This window comes from Gammaproteobacteria bacterium (genome assembly GCA_024235095.1).
In the GTDB taxonomy this organism is placed as follows: domain Bacteria; phylum Pseudomonadota; class Gammaproteobacteria; order Competibacterales; family Competibacteraceae; genus UBA2383.
In genome coordinates this window covers 1,001,373-1,015,747 of sequence record JACKNC010000001.1, presented here as the reverse complement: position 1 = coordinate 1,015,747, position 14,375 = coordinate 1,001,373, and the positions used below count along the sequence as shown (strand labels likewise).

Here is a 14,375-nt window from a genome sequence, read left to right as displayed (position 1 = left end):
ACAGTCCAGGCATGGATTCGGGATCGATACTACGCTTTACGTGATCATTCGTGTTCGCTAAGAGGCTGAACAGTTATTGCAGCAACTCTCCGAAAGCGATCGGAATCGCGCCCGCGCCCGCCTGGAACTGTTGCAGCTGCGCTTGGCCGCTTCTCGTCGTCAACCGATGAATCTCTTGCTGGAAGATCAATACCGACAACGCTTGCTGGAGCGGTTGAGTAAATCCAACCCTTGCACTTGCTCAGTGGGACGATCTTTTGCCAAGAGAGTCGTGTTTACCAATATTATCTTTATAGCGAGGCTATCATGCGAATTCTGCATACCATGTTGCGTGTGGGCGATCTGGAGCGTTCCCTCCGTTTTTACACCGAAATCCTGGACATGAAACTACTGCGTCGCCAGGATTATCCGGCGGGTGAATTTACCCTGGCGTTTGTCGGCTATGGCGCCGAATCCGAACAGGCGGTCATCGAGCTGACCTATAACTGGGGCGTGGATCACTATGAATTGGGCACCGGGTATGGGCACATTGCCCTGGAAGTCGACGATGTGTACCAGGCCGCTGCCGACGTGAAGGCGCGGGGTGGGCGTATTCTGCGCGAAGCGGGGCCAATGAATGCCGGGACGACGATCATTGCCTTTATCGAAGACCCGGACGGTTATCCGATCGAATTGATCGGGAAAAAGGCGTAAGCACGTCATGAAACTCGATATGCGCCACATCTGGGGGTGGCAAACGGCCTCGCTCCGGATCGTTCTGCTCCTCGGGATGACCGGCCTCCTGGCTACGAGCACGTTTGCGCAGAATGTCCGGCCGCAACCGATCTTGCCCGAGACGCTGCGCTGGATCGAGCGACCCGGCGGTCTCCTTCTGCAGGCAGCTTGGGTGTTAGGGGCGGAATCCAGTCTGGAACCCTACCTCATTCGCGTCCAACTGGCGGCGGGGGGCCGGATTCCCCCGCATACCCATCCCGATGCGCGCTACACGACCGTCTTGTCCGGGACGCTGTACGTTGGGTTTGGTACGGCGTTCGATGAATCGGCCGGGGTGGCGATTCCGACCGGCGCGGTCTATGTGGCGCCAGCGGGCGTTCCACACTTTCTAGAAGCGTGGGACGGCGCCGTCGTTTATCAGGAGGCCGGTGTCGGCCCGACAGGAACGGTGTGGGTCAAGCCCTGAATGAATTTGTCTGAACCCTGCCCGTGTGGCGCGTCTGCCGCCTGCACCGCTTGTTGCGGGCGCTATCTTGACGACGGCCAATCCCCGGAAACCGCTGAAGCGCTGATGCGCTCGCGCTATGTGGCTTATGTCCGGGGTCAGACGGACTATCTGTTGCAGACTTGGCATCCTGCCACTCGACCGGTCACCCTTGATGTGGAGGGTGAACCGGTACGTTGGCTCGGGTTGCAGGTACGCCGGGTCGAGGCCGGCGGCCCCGACGATGCGGCGGGGATCGTGGAATTTGTTGCGCGTTACAAGGTCGGGGGCCGCGCGCACCGGCTGCACGAAGTCAGCCAGTTCGTGCGGGAGGCGGGCCGGTGGTTTTATCAGGGTGCGATGGAACCCTGAACCCGCCCTTGCCAGAGTGAAACCCGGAACCGCATATCCCTCTTCCAGGGGATCAATGCGAGTACAAGTCTAAATGGCGGTGTTTCTCCCAAGGAGAAGCATGGGGTAGCTCGTGGGCGTCCGGGTCATCCGGCGCTAACAGGGTCGGCCCCCAAATCATCGCCACGCTGGCGATGAGAATCAGTACGGTTTCCATGAGGTCTGTCTCCAGAGTCGATAGCTCATGGAGCTGCACCTTATCCCACGGTTTCTGAACCGGAGTTGAACAGTGTTCAAGATCGATGCGTTACCCGCTGCACGATCAGCGGCGCAAAGCGTTCATAGCGGCCCTGCTGGACGTGGCCCAAGGTCGCTTCAACCGTGTGCAGGGTTGTGGATGGTGATCATTGCACATGATCGCCCACGGTGGTCGGGTCTTCCAGCCAGCGCCATAAGCGTTCACGGGCCAGTTCCGGGAAGGCGGCCAATAAATCGTCGATGCGCGGGCCGGTGAAATCGAAGGAAATGGCATGCGCTTGGCCCTATTCCTCGGTGCTCAGGGTGAGGTTGACCATGCGCAAGGCCGGGCGAGTGAGGTGATCCACTGGCAACGCGAAGAACACCAAACGAGCTTCCGGGCGCAGGCCCTTGCGGAGCAGACAAAGACCGTAGTCGGGCAGGAAACGGTCGATCATGAGGCATCCGGATCGGCGGCATCCGGCAACCACGCCCGGAACAGCGTATTCAGTGGTTCCGGGCCGGGATGTGCAACGGGCGCCAGCGCCGGCCCGTGCGCCAACCGCGTCAATTCCGCTGCAATGCGCCCGGCGCGAAATCAGTGAAACCCGGTTTCTGCCGATTGTTCAGCGGGACGCCCCCCACGACTTGCTCAAGCTCCGCAGCCTGTTAGTGCAGCTGCGAACGCCTCTGGATTGGACGGAGTTTGGCCCGCTGCTGTGGAACTGGGGAAATCGCGCCAAGCGCGATCTGATGGAAACCTATTATTTGACGTTGTACGCGCCGAAAGGAAAACAGCGAACGCTTTGAACGCGGAGGGCAAGTTTCCCTCTGGCGCACGGGGCCACGCCACCGTACCCGCGAGGGAGACGTTCTTACCCAGTGACCGATGGCGCAACCATTCGGGCGGTTGGGTTGGAACAGCACCTCTACGGTGCATTGGGCGCGCATCGGAGCTAAACTTTGGAATGTTCAACTTGCTGGAGGCGCTGCACATGTCCCATTCTCCCTTTGAACCCTGGCCCCTCAACGAACAGACGGCCAAAATCCTGGGTTTGCCCTTGATCGCCTTAACTCCATACGCCCAACTGTGGGCCAACCGCACGGAATGGCTGTGGTTTGAACCGATGGCGCATGTCGCCATCTGGCAGGGGCCGGACGCACAACATGAATTCCATGCCGATTCGCTGGATGAAGCCCTGGAGTGTATTGAGCGACAGGCAGTGGGATAACTGAACCGCATTCGGCACCGGGACAAACCGTTGTCATGCCGTATTTTCCCTATGGCCCGCTGGAAATCGCTCACCTGAAAGACCGTGATTCGTTGCTCGGCGCGGTGATCGACCGGATCGGGCGAATTGAACGGGAAGTGCAGCCGGATATCTTCACCGGGTTGGTGCATAGCATCGTTTCTCAACAGATTTCCAACACAGCGGCGGCGACGGTCTGGCGGCGGTTAGGCGCTTTATTGGGGGAATGGACGCCGGAGCGGTTGGCAAACGTAGCCTTCATGGATCTACACGCCTGTGGATTACCCCGACGCAAAGCGGACTGGATTCAGCACCTGAGTCGTCAGGCCATGCAGGGCGATCTCGATTTGTTGGCCCTGTCGGCGTTGCCGGATGCGGCTGTAGTGCAAACGCTGTCGGCGTTGCCGGGGATTGGCGTGTGGACAGCGGAAATGCTGCTGATCTTCGCTTTGGGCCGACCCGATGTGGTCAGTCGCGGCGACCAGGCGATTCAGCGCGGGATGCGGCGGTTGTATGGCCTGGAGACGCTGAATCGAACACAGTTTATGCACTATCGGGAACGCTATCGGCCCTATGGAACGGTGGCGTCGTTCTATTTGTGGGCGTTGTCAGGTGAGCAGTGAGCGCCTTCGCCAGATAGGCGGTATCGTCCGGGGTTCGGGGCATGGCGGTCTGTGAGAGTATGAATGTACTCTTATCGCAGACCCTGTCGCTGTGCTCGTCAAGGCGGATCGACAGGGTACGACGCGCTTGATTTTGGGTCAGGTCCGGTAGGGTAAGAGGTGCGGGCCAAGAAACGATCGATGCTGAACGGATTATATGCGAATTAAGAGCTAACGGTATTGGATAAATTAGATTGCCAGTCCATTGTATAATAGGTGCTTCTCACCACACCTATTGGAGCGGCTACGATGGACTGGCAAATTCAGTTAATTACCCTTTATGATATGGTTTGCAAACACTATCAAGAAGAGCTTTGGGTTTATTGCCAAAGATTTAGTCCTTACTGCGATCTATCATTTACGGATGAAGAGGTGATTACTATTTTCTTATTTGGGATTATAAGTAAACACAGTCAAATTAAAACGATCTATGACGAAGCTCAACGTCATCTGGGTGATTGGTTTCCGAATTTGCCCTCGTATCCTGGATTTGTGCAACGGGTGAATAAAGTCTGTGATGTTTTCGCGCCGCTCGTCGAAATTCTGTCGGCCCGTGGCCCTATTTTGGGTGATTGGTTGCTGGATTCTCAACCGATTATTCTTGCTCAGCAAGGGCATAGCTTCAATGCACGCGTTGCTCCAGAGTATGCCAGTCGGGGCTACTGTGCATCGAAGAAGCTGTATTATTATGGCGTAAAATTGCATGTTTTAGGCCAGCAGCAGATCGGCAGCTTACCTTTTCCTGATTATATCGGCATCACTCCTGCTAATGAAGATGATGGGAAAGTTTTGGAGAGTCTATTACCTTACTTACCCGAAAATAGAGCGTATGGTGATAAATCATATGCGTATTTGAAACCGATCGCGGCCCTACAAGGAATCGAGTTGTTAACACCGATTAAGAGACAAAAAGGTCAGGAATATTTAGATGTTGCTGATCAATGGTTATCTCGTGCCATCAGTCAAGTCCGTCAGCCCATTGAATCATTTTTCAATTGGATTAATGAAAAAACCGGTATTCAAAAAGCGAGTAAAGTCCGCTCCTCATCCGGATGATTAGTCCATGTCTTTGGGCGACTGGCTGCTGCCATTTTTATGCTTGTTTTTCCTGAAATTTTTCGTAGCGCTTAATTCGCATTTATCCTTACTAATGAATGGTGTGTTATTGGAAACGATGCCTGGGTTGGAGTCAGCGACGTTGGGGCCGGGCGCCCGACTGCTGCGGGGCTTCGCCACAAGGGATGTCCCGGCGTTATGGAGGGCGTTACAGCCCATCCTGGCGCAAGCGCCGTTGCGCCACATGATCACGCCCAGCGGTCACCGGATGTCGGTGGCGATGACGAATTGCGGTGCGCTCGGTTGGGTCAGCGATCGGGCTGGCCATCCTCTGTTGGGGGATCAGCGGCTGAATTTGACGTTTCGGCAGGCCCGGTAAAGGCTGTAGGCCGGTCAACCGGGATCGTAACTTGCGTGTTGTTGATGAATCTATTGGTGGAGGAGTCCATGTCACCCGTCATACAAGACGTATTGAACGTCATGAAAGCGCATTTTCCGCGCCTGAGCGATTGGGATTACCATGAGCAGGCGGACCCGGACTACAGGGGTTTGACGGTGTGGGGAGCCTATGCGCCCGATCCTGACGCGCTCACGGGGCCTTGCTATTTTGTGACCGTCACCCAGGTCCAAGGGGCTTGGCGTGATGACTTCACGGTGGGCAAACCGGCCTGCTGCTGGAGCAGCGCCAACGTCGGCGACGCCCAGTTGTTGGATACGCCAGAATGCGCCACCCTGGAGGAAGCCATCACGGCGTTGAAGCAAGCAATTCGGCAGTTTGTGGACGTGTTCGCCGGCGAAGGATAGCACTGCGGTTTACGACCAGCGACAGGCGAACGCGGCGGGTCATGGCGTCATCGGCAAAAACGTGTCGCTTATTTCTGATAGGTGCCGATGAGTACGGCTTGCGCGAGCAGATGCCCCTGCATGGCGGCTTCGACTTGGGCTTTGGTGGGCTTAGTCAAACCCGCTAGGCGCGTATCCAGAGCATAGAGTTTGTGGAAATAGCGATGGCGACCGATGGGCGGGCAGGGGCCACCGTAACCGGTGCGTCGCCAGTCGTTGAGACCTTCTTCCGTTCCTGGTGGCAGGTGTGCAGTCGCAATGCCTTCGGCCAGTCCGGGTGCCTCGGGGGGAATATTGTACAAGACCCAATGCACCCAGGTCATTCTCGGAGCCTGGGGATCGGGTGCATCCGGATCATCGACGATCAAGACCAAACTGCGAGTGTTGTCGGGAACGCCGGTCCAGGTCAGGGGCGGAGAAATGTCCTGGCCTTGGCAGGTATACTGAACGGGAATCGGCTGGCCCTCGGCAAAGGCCGGGGATTGCAGAGTGAAAGTCATGGCGATACGCTCCTGAGCAACCAGTGGGATGATGAGTATCAGAACACCGATAAAAATCCAGAGGTCTTTCCTGCGCATGGTTTGCTATGAATCAGTCGATGATGGAGTGATGAAGGGGGATCAGCGGTTGTCGCGTATTGCTTTGCTAGCGCTGTTTTATCATCGCGTGTGGACCGCGCTACTCACCGTGATGGTGAAGAAACGGTTTAAGGTCAACCTGCCCTGACGACGGTTTAGCTTTAATGCGGAGTCTTTATCATGCCCCAAAAAAATTGGTCCTGTAAATTTTCCTGTGATAGACAAACCATAGGGTATACTGATATCTAACTTTTTGCTTTTTCAAGAACTCTTTTGGAGCCGGCCTATTAGGGCATTGATTGATTTTGAAAAAGGGCGAAATCCATGGAAGGCTGCCGATCGGGCGGCGGCTGAGGATGCGTCCAGAAATTCTGTAAAAAACCACGCCTCCTCTTTGATCTGGAGAAGCGCCATGCCGACCGTTGAATTGATTCTTCGTGATGATGAAGGTCGTATTATTGATCATCGATCCACACGAACATATTCTTTGGATTGGAGAAATCAAAGCTTGCATTGTATTGAAGGTGCAGTTGAAGAATTTAAGAAAAATGCACTACCGGATCTTCAGGCTGATTTGTTAGAAGCGGCTCAAAACATCTTTATTCAGGATAAAAAAAAGACTTGATTTGCAATGGGACAACACCCATCAAGATTAAGACGCTTCATGGACCTTTTGAATTTAGACTTCAGCGATTTATTGATCGAGAATACCCTAGTTTGCCTCATCGAACCTACTTTGATTTGACGGATCAATTTCAGGAAGATTATGTGAGTGATCGGTTAAAAGAATTCTCCGCTTATTATAGCAATCGCTTAAGCTATATCGATGTATCCGATTTAATAGAGAGGGTCACCGGGTTCCGACAACTCAGTGACCAAAAAATCCACCATGTGGTGGTTGAAAAGGCGCAAGCGCTCAGTCAAGCGTGCGTCGCGCAAGTGGAAGAAACCTTATCGAAGACGAGTGGTTCTGTCATCAACATTGACCCTGATGTTGATATTTACGACCCAGAAAGTCGGGAAATTCTGATTTTCGAAGATGCCATTCAAGTCCGTGGTCAGAAAGAAAATCGTATAAGAAAACAATCAGTTATAAAGGAAGAAGTGCCAGAGAAATCCGCACCGAAGAAGACGTCTGCCGTATCGAGTGACGTCATTCTCTTTGAAAATAAAGACGGCGATCTTGAATACCTGACCGCACCGATTGATCGACAGGGGAAAGCGATCATTCCGGTTGCTGATATTCTGAAAAGCCGGGTGATTGAAGATTATGGGAAAGAAGAAAAGCCATTGCCGATTATCGCGATTACAGATGGCGCAAAAATCATTCGTGAGCATCTTTGGGCGGTATTTGGTATCACCGTGCTGATTATCCTGGATTGGTACCATCTTGGTAAAAAAATTCGTGATTTAATGAGTATGATTGCCTTGAATAAGGATGAGAAGAATCAGCATCTAAAGTTTATGTTCTATCACCTCTGGCGTGGTGATGTTGTCACGGTTTTGAATTACTTAGTCGAGCAGGTGCAACCCAAAAATGCAGAAAAGCATCTTGAACTGATCAATTATCTTGAAAAACATCAGCATGAAATTATCGATTATCGAAGTCGTCAGATTGCAGGCAAACCCATCGGAAGTGGTTCTATCGAGAAAGGCTGTGATCAAGTTATCGGACGTCGTCAGAAGAAAAAAGGGATGAGTTGGCGTCCTGCAGGAAGTCGAAGTTTAGGCATTTTAAAGGTGATCGAACTCAATAATGAATGGGATTCTGTCTGGTTTCCTCAAGAAGCCGCGAATGATCCGTCAAACTTGCGGTTAGTTTCAAACGCATAGAGCATCACAGGAAAATTTACAGGAGGACAAAATTTGGAAGTGCGCAAAGTGAGTAGGTAAGTGTGACACTGAATCATACCACTGATGACTTGCGCTAGATCATCGCTGCGTTGCCGGCGGCGGTCGATGCGCAGACCATGACCCGCTTGCGGGAGTCCTTTTTTGTCTTTTACGGCGCGACCGGACGCTGTAAGATGTTGAGGTTAAAGTGTGTGGCTTATTAGTACCTGGCTATGAACCAGGGGGTCGGGAGTTCGAATCTCTCCGGGCGCGCCAAATAAAACAAGGGGTTAGGTCGAAAGGTCTAACCTTTTTTGTCTTCTGGTATGGATATTTCAAAAAGGCCCCGTGGTAGCGTTGTTTTCCATTCTCCGTTTTTCCACGCTTTGAGATGTTGTCATGACGACCTACCAGCCTCAATGCACTCAACATCGACAACCGGAGGCGTCAAGCGGAGTTCGGTTACTACTTCATCCGCTTGCTGGCGGAACGTTAGCGCAGCTCCCTGAGGTGGAAGCAGTGCTCGAAGCAATTCCAGGCCGGTGCCCAAGCCTCGACCTGCGGCAAAATCGAAAGTGGTCGTTAAGAGAGCAGGACCGTTGCGGATCACGACTCGTTGCTCGGTCGTGCTGATTTCCACCGCTACTTGAATCGGACGGGTTGGTCTGGCGGCATCGTTGTGCTTGAGGGCGTTGGCCAACAGTTCGTTGAGTACCAGGGCTAGCGGAACGGCTTCCTCCCGCGCCAGAAGCACCGCTGCGCCGGATTTCAGCACCGGCAAAGCGCAGTGGATCGGCGCCACTCCAGTGGCTCCATGGGTCAGAGTTTTGAGCAACTCATCGAGCCGCACCCGGCCCTCCGGGCGTTGGCTCTGCAAACCGTAAACGTGAGCGATGGCGCAAATCTGCGCGATGACCTCCTCCATGTCTTCGGCCAATTCTGGACGCCGAGCGATACGGTTACGTAACAATCCACTAACCCCCTGTAAATGATTCTTGATGCGATGATGAACTTCCCGCACCAGGGTATCGCGCTGGTTCGTTAATTGCGCAAGACGTTGTTCCTCATTTCGTTTCTGTTCGGTGATGTCGCGAGCGATCCCGACCAGCCCAACGATCTGTCCGGCGCCATCCCGGATCGGTGAGCGGATACTCAGGTAGATCCGCGTTGCATCTCCTGTGGTGATTCGCTCCTCGGTCTGTATCGTCTGTTCGGACTCTATCACCCGCTGATTAGCTTCCAGCACAGCTTGCCCCACTACCGGATCGTCGAAGAATTCCAGAGAGGTCTTGCCAATCAAGGTTTCCTGAGTCCAACGTGGCTGGTCGCCGAATGTATTGAGAGCCGTTAGAGCTGCTGGATTGGCGTAGCGCAGGCGACAAGCGCGATCCATCATGAAAATTGGGTCGGGACTGTTTTCCATGATGGCGCGCAGCAGAGTTTCTCTGGTGCTTAACGCCTGTTCAGCCTGTTTGCGAGCATTGATATCCAAATGAGTTCCTGCGAGGCGCCACGGGCCGCCATGCTCATCCCAACCAAACCCTTTGCCTCGATCCAGCACCCAGATCCAGTTCCCGGATTTGTGACGCATGCGATATTCTTCATTAAAATACATTGTTCTTTGGCTCAATATGGATTCCAGTCAGTTGGCGTTGTTAGGCGACCAGCAGTTCCAAGAGAGGTCTGAGCAAGCCTTTGCCCCGAATGCGGACGTTATGCACGAACTGAAAGAAGCCCAGGTAGAGCGGCAGCTTTTCTTGCGAAATTCCTCGATGGGGTCGCAACCAGGAACGCAACAGGGACCAGAAACCCTCAGCGGTATTAACATGAATCTCATGGAAGCCATCGCCATCGTCGTCGCGGGCGTATTCACCCCGGCTGTGACACACCGTATGATGATCAAAGCCCCAATCCTTCAATGGGTTATAGATTGCATATTCATCGGTATAAATCCGGGTTCCCGGGGCGATGAAAGTCTGAAGGAGCGGTTGGATGGTCGCTTGCTGGACATTATCCAGCATCCGGACGACCACCGCGCCGCCGCGCTCAATCATGCCGAGAATCGGCGGCTTTTCCTGCTCCAGGGTGCCTCGACCCCGTGCCCCCTTCAGCCGGCGACGCCGCCCGCGGCGGCCTTTTTTTTCACCGCGTCCGGATGCCCTTTATGCCCGGCCACCATATAGACCTCGTCGCATTCCACTTCCCCCGCCAAGGTGGGTTCGGGTTGGCGGGCGACGATACCTTGGCGCAGTTGCTCGGTCATCCGCTGCACGTCTCCGGATTCAACGCCAACTCTTGGGCAATCTGGGCATTAGACAAGTTCAAACCCATAAAATATAAACATAATATCCAAATTCGTAACGGCGGGTGGTGGCCGGCCAACACCGTCCCGGTTAGATCGTCAAAAGAGCGATGGCACCCAGCACACCGATATTTCTGTCGCGCCGGTTGGGTCGTGTCGTGACCCTGCTTCGTCACGTTCGCCGCCCCACAATGGGGGCAGTGAACCCCATCGGGCCAGCGCAGTTGGCGGACCGTTTCGTAACACCGGACATCGTCCAGTAGATTCTGAAGGTTGATCATCGACGGGAAACCTGGAGCGCGGCGGTTCAAAACCTCTTCAGTGTAGCTCCTGTCCCTTGGCAGGGCGAGCCATCTTCAACAGCCTGGAATCCATATTGAGCCTGTTCTTTTAGCTTCCTCACAGGCGTGATCGACCCGTGGCAAATCCTCGGGGTGAATCAGATCCCGCCAACCCTGTACGGTCATCGCCATTTCGCCCGGCGCATAATCCAGTATCTGGAGATAGCGTTCGTTTACCACTACTTCGCCCGTCCGTAGGTTAACGTCATATAGTCCCACATCGGCGCCTTCAATCACCAACTCCAGACGCTCCTTGGCCTGTCGCAGCATTTCCGTCATCTGCTTGCGTTCGGTAATGCCCACGGCGACGAAGACCCACCCTGATTCCGGCTGGTTCGACGTCAATGGGATTACTTGAAGAAGAATATCGATCAGTCGGCTATCCTTGCATCGCGTTTGAGTCTCTATGACAGCCAAGCCATTCTGTTTGATCTGATTCTGTATTTCCTGGCCAATCCATTCGAACACTTCGTCGCTGGGATATACGATCCGTGTGGACTGACCGATGATTTCATCGGGTCGGTAACCTAGCGTCTGATAGAAATAGTCGTTCACCTGTTGAAAGCGGCGCTGCACCGTCACGCCCATGCCTGCCGGCACGGCGCGAAAAAAAGCGGAGAGTTGCTGTTCGCGCGCACGCCATTTCTTTTCCATTTGCTTGTATCGGGTGATGTCTACAGCGATAAGGTGACAACGCCGGTCCATGCCGAAGTCGATAGGCACGCCTTCAAAGCGCACCGGGCGAGGCAGCGCGTTTTCCAGATCGAGAGCCACTTCACAAGTTTCCGGGGAAATTCCCTTCGTCAACTGGTCGAGAAAAGCGTTGAAGGTGGGCCAGCTATCCTCGGATACAAAGAACTCCAAGCACTGGCCGATCAAATCAGATCGCTGTTGGCCGAGTAGGGCTGCGCCGGCCAAATTGACTTCTTGGATAACGCCATCGTCAGTGAGAATAAAATAGCTTGTTGGAGCAAAGTCATAGACGTCGGTATAATGCTTCAGGCTCTGTTGAAGCCGGGCGCTAACCTCCCGCAGTTCTTCATTCTGCAATTCCAATTCGATCTGGTGGACTTGCAACTCGTGAATTAACTGTTGGCTTTCAGCTTCAGCAAGCGGTAGACGTGCTTGTGTGTATTGCGCTTGCCATTGTGTTTCCGCGCGACGGCGCAATTCGGTGGCGGCGAACAAGCAGCTGCCCGAATCCGCTTGCCGATTCTCGGTTTCTCCGGTGGTTTGGATGCGCTTCAGCTCCGCCTCGGCGGCGCGCAGTTTCGCCAGCAGATCACGGCGCGAAAGCCGGGAATAATCTGTCACGGGAGAGTTTCCTGTTAGAAGCACGTGCGAGGCGGCGCGCAGCTATAGGCGCTGCATCGCTTACTCCTTATAACGCGATGTTCGACTTTTCAGGCGATCAGGCCCTCAAACTGGAGGTCTGACCGACCGATTTGCCGGTTCATAAAAATACCCAAGGTATGCGCTAAGACTTTTCTGGCGATCCGACTGGTCAAGTGCCAAACATCCCGCGCTCGGATTTTTTCACAATGAAACTGTTCGGTCAGCTGACCAATGACCGTTTCCACGAGGCGGCGGGTTCTCGTAAGCTGCTGGACCACGCAGGGGGGACGGGGATCAGTCATATTAGCGCGCAGTGGCGTTTGCAGGTTGATTCCGGTCGCGGCCAATTCGGCTTGGAGAAAGGCGTTCAGGTAACCTTTGTCGCCAATCACTAAACCCTGAACCCCTTCGGTCAAATCCCACAACGCCTCACGTTCATCACCGGTCGCAGGGGTCACGGTACACGCCGTGATGACGCCATGGATCGTGATCATCAGATGACCGTGAAGCCCATAATAATACTGCTTTTTTGCCGCACAATAGCCCAAGTCCGCCACCTCAGGAAATAACCGGCATTGGGGCGCGCGGGTCAACACACACACGGGCAGGGGGAAGCCATCCACCAAGTGAATCGGGTCCATCGCTGCCGCCAACTCGCTCAGGAGTTGCTGATGAAGCCCCTGCTTGACCACCCAAAGATTCGCCGCCTGCTGAGCGAACGTGGTACGCGATCCGAGTTCCGGGAACCACGACGGCCAATGACGACCAAAGTACTTCTAGATGCCCACATCGGTATCCAATCCCAAAAACTCGCCGACGACTTCCATCGTGATCACTTCACTATCCGTCAGTTTCGGGGCAAAGCCACGCTGGCGTAAACGACGATCCCCGAACAGGGCATTCAGGTGCTGATCTACCCAGCAAAACACCGTGATGATAAAGTCTTCGAGCGGCATGGCGGTTTCTCTGTGCGGCTTACCACCTATCAGTTTCTCATCACGGGGCAAACTCGATAGAAGGAAGGTAAAGGTTGTTGCATTTGTAGCTTCCGGTGGATTGCGCGCAGACCCCGGGTGAACCAGGAAACGGCGCTACGGGCGAGTTTTCGAAAGGTCCAATGGTGAGGATCGGTCTGTTCTTGCGTCTTTTTTCCAGGGGCGTGGGGTGATCGTGGGCCTCCTCTTGACCGACGCGCACGCACCAGTACATGGCCAAGGCCATGATCAGCAGCAACCGATCGAGCCGATCAGCGGCCTGTAACTGCGTGTCTTCTAATTGAAAACCGCGACTTTTGAAATCGGAGAACATCGGCTCAATGCCCCAGCGACTTGCGTAATCCCGCACGGTCGCCCGATTCGGCGGGTCATTCATGGCGATGATCCAGGGTTCCGGGTGGGCCCCCTCATGCCAAATCGCCAGATTCGTCGCGACCCCTTGATTGAATAACCGCACATTGGGCAGATAGCGCTCGGTTTGCCCTGTGGCAAGCACCCCGGTCGTGGTCATGTCTCCAAACCCTGGATCCACATTGAGATTGCCTTTCAATCGTAACCGATAATGCCAACCGGACTGCGCGTGAAGCCACGCGAATAAATCCACCGAGGGATAAAAGCGATCCGCCGAAAGCAGCACCTCGGCTCCCGCCGGGAGCCACGCTCGAACTTGTTCTAATACCGCTTTCTGGGCCGCAAAACCCAGATTGGCCGGGCCGGCTTCCACCCGCCAAGCAAGGGGTAAGGCCCGATCGCCGATCCCAAGGCTCACCATCAAAATCGCAAAACGATCCCCCAAATCGGTTTGATCCAGACTCAAAATAATCGTTTGTCCCTGCTGGCCCGTCGCCGCCAAGGTTTGGCGCGCCCACGGTTCCAGCACTTCCGTACTCGACAGCAACGGATTCTTCAACAACCGCCGCAGCCACTGCTCGCGCATATCTTGCCGTTCGGTCTCCAAGGGTAGGAGATTGGCGAGTTCCACCGTATTCGGGGTCTGGGCTTCCAGGATGGCGCCCACCGCTAAAGCTAGCTTGGCGCGTACCGTCTTGCGTAGCGTCGGGTGGGCAGCTCTCAACCCCGCTTCGATTTCTGTTGCCAACTGCCGAATCGTTCCCATGATCCCCTCATGATGTTCGTTAAACTCATAATCCTAGTCTAACTCAGAACTGATAGGTGGTAAGCTCTGTGCGGTTGAGGTGGTTGGTTCCTCTCAACTTAGCTCACATCGCCATGCCGCATCGACCTCCATTCTCTCCTCTCGAAAAAGTCGAACATCGCGTCCTTATACCATTTACCGATAGATTTTAAATTTGGCTCAATATGGATTCCAGGCTGTTGAAGATGGCTCGCCCTGCCAAGGGACAGGAGCTACACTGAAGAGGTTTTGAACCGCC

The 14,375-nt window shown here is 54.3% G+C and carries 17 protein-coding genes and 3 pseudogenes; 11 read left to right on the top strand and 9 right to left on the bottom strand.

Features of this window, described 5'->3' with window-relative positions; translation table 11 throughout:
- Positions 1-306 precede the first annotated feature (306 nt).
- The 3 genes from gloA to H6973_04395 all read left to right on the top strand — a co-directional run bounded on the left by gloA (position 307) and on the right by H6973_04395 (position 1,570).
- The gene (gloA, locus tag H6973_04405; GenBank protein MCP5124888.1) at positions 307-693 is read left to right on the top strand and encodes a lactoylglutathione lyase; all 387 of its coding nucleotides are present in this window, start codon (positions 307-309) and stop codon (positions 691-693) included.
- A 76-nt stretch (positions 694-769) separates the two neighbouring features.
- Positions 770-1,180 carry a cupin domain-containing protein gene (locus H6973_04400; GenBank protein MCP5124887.1) on the top strand — a complete coding sequence of 137 codons (411 nt, stop codon included), beginning with the start codon at positions 770-772 and terminating at the stop codon, positions 1,178-1,180.
- Positions 1,181-1,570, top strand: coding sequence for a hypothetical protein (locus H6973_04395; GenBank protein ID MCP5124886.1), 390 nt, complete (start codon positions 1,181-1,183; stop codon positions 1,568-1,570).
- 52 nt (positions 1,571-1,622) lie between these two features.
- Here H6973_04395 and H6973_04390 read toward each other — a convergent pair whose 3' ends face one another.
- The 3 genes from H6973_04390 to H6973_04380 form a co-directional block, all read right to left on the bottom strand.
- Complete coding sequence (locus tag H6973_04390) at positions 1,623-1,766, bottom strand: hypothetical protein (protein MCP5124885.1); 144 nt, start codon at positions 1,764-1,766, stop codon at positions 1,623-1,625.
- 105 nt (positions 1,767-1,871) lie between these two features.
- A complete protein-coding gene (locus H6973_04385; GenBank protein MCP5124884.1) occupies positions 1,872-2,081 on the bottom strand; it encodes a hypothetical protein in 210 nt (69 codons plus the stop codon).
- A gap of 10 nt (positions 2,082-2,091) precedes the next feature.
- Positions 2,092-2,244, bottom strand: coding sequence for a hypothetical protein (locus H6973_04380; protein MCP5124883.1), 153 nt, complete (start codon positions 2,242-2,244; stop codon positions 2,092-2,094).
- On the opposite strand from H6973_04380, the gene H6973_04375 reads away from it, so the two are divergent.
- The 6 genes from H6973_04375 to H6973_04350 all read left to right on the top strand — a co-directional run bounded on the left by H6973_04375 (position 2,243) and on the right by H6973_04350 (position 5,558).
- Complete coding sequence (locus H6973_04375) at positions 2,243-2,596, top strand: hypothetical protein (protein MCP5124882.1); 354 nt, start codon at positions 2,243-2,245, stop codon at positions 2,594-2,596. The two genes, H6973_04380 and H6973_04375, sit on opposite strands and share 2 nt — an antisense overlap.
- A 185-nt stretch (positions 2,597-2,781) precedes the next feature.
- On the top strand, positions 2,782-3,018 hold the full coding sequence (locus H6973_04370; protein MCP5124881.1) for a hypothetical protein: 237 nt from the start codon (positions 2,782-2,784) through the stop codon (positions 3,016-3,018).
- A 35-nt stretch (positions 3,019-3,053) separates the two neighbouring features.
- Entirely contained in the window at positions 3,054-3,659 is a 606-nt protein-coding gene (locus H6973_04365; GenBank protein ID MCP5124880.1) for a DNA-3-methyladenine glycosylase 2 family protein, read from the top strand.
- Positions 3,660-3,947: 288 nt separating this feature from the next.
- A complete protein-coding gene (locus H6973_04360; GenBank protein MCP5124879.1) occupies positions 3,948-4,754 on the top strand; it encodes a transposase in 807 nt (268 codons plus the stop codon).
- A gap of 7 nt (positions 4,755-4,761) precedes the next feature.
- Positions 4,762-5,133 carry a hypothetical protein gene (locus H6973_04355; GenBank protein MCP5124878.1) on the top strand — a complete coding sequence of 124 codons (372 nt, stop codon included), beginning with the start codon at positions 4,762-4,764 and terminating at the stop codon, positions 5,131-5,133.
- Between the two features lie 68 nt (positions 5,134-5,201).
- Positions 5,202-5,558, top strand: coding sequence for a hypothetical protein (locus H6973_04350; GenBank protein ID MCP5124877.1), 357 nt, complete (start codon positions 5,202-5,204; stop codon positions 5,556-5,558).
- 68 nt (positions 5,559-5,626) lie between these two features.
- Here the strand turns inward: H6973_04350 and H6973_04345 are convergent, their stop codons facing one another.
- Positions 5,627-6,097 (bottom strand): YbhB/YbcL family Raf kinase inhibitor-like protein, encoded by a 471-nt coding sequence (locus H6973_04345; protein MCP5124876.1) that lies wholly within the window; start codon positions 6,095-6,097, stop codon positions 5,627-5,629.
- Positions 6,098-6,470: 373 nt separating this feature from the next.
- Between H6973_04345 and H6973_04340 the strand changes: the two genes are divergently transcribed.
- Positions 6,471-6,800, top strand: a complete 330-nt coding sequence (locus tag H6973_04340; GenBank protein ID MCP5124875.1) for a hypothetical protein — start codon at positions 6,471-6,473, stop codon at positions 6,798-6,800.
- A gap of 92 nt (positions 6,801-6,892) precedes the next feature.
- Positions 6,893-8,008 (top strand): hypothetical protein, encoded by a 1,116-nt coding sequence (locus tag H6973_04335; GenBank protein MCP5124874.1) that lies wholly within the window; start codon positions 6,893-6,895, stop codon positions 8,006-8,008.
- A 397-nt stretch (positions 8,009-8,405) separates the two neighbouring features.
- On the opposite strand, the gene H6973_04330 is transcribed toward H6973_04335, so the two are convergent.
- The 5 genes and pseudogenes from H6973_04330 to H6973_04310 all read right to left on the bottom strand — a co-directional run bounded on the left by H6973_04330 (position 8,406) and on the right by H6973_04310 (position 14,098).
- Positions 8,406-9,599 (bottom strand): PAS domain S-box protein, encoded by a 1,194-nt coding sequence (locus H6973_04330; protein ID MCP5124873.1) that lies wholly within the window; start codon positions 9,597-9,599, stop codon positions 8,406-8,408.
- A 64-nt stretch (positions 9,600-9,663) separates the two neighbouring features.
- Positions 9,664-10,591 (bottom strand): annotated as a pseudogene (locus tag H6973_04325) (IS1595 family transposase).
- Positions 10,592-10,666: 75 nt separating this feature from the next.
- Positions 10,667-11,965 carry a PAS domain S-box protein gene (locus H6973_04320; GenBank protein ID MCP5124872.1) on the bottom strand — a complete coding sequence of 433 codons (1,299 nt, stop codon included), beginning with the start codon at positions 11,963-11,965 and terminating at the stop codon, positions 10,667-10,669.
- A gap of 89 nt (positions 11,966-12,054) precedes the next feature.
- Positions 12,055-12,942: pseudogene (locus tag H6973_04315) on the bottom strand (IS982 family transposase).
- A gap of 118 nt (positions 12,943-13,060) precedes the next feature.
- Positions 13,061-14,098: pseudogene (locus H6973_04310) on the bottom strand (IS4 family transposase).
- Positions 14,099-14,375 lie beyond the last annotated feature (277 nt).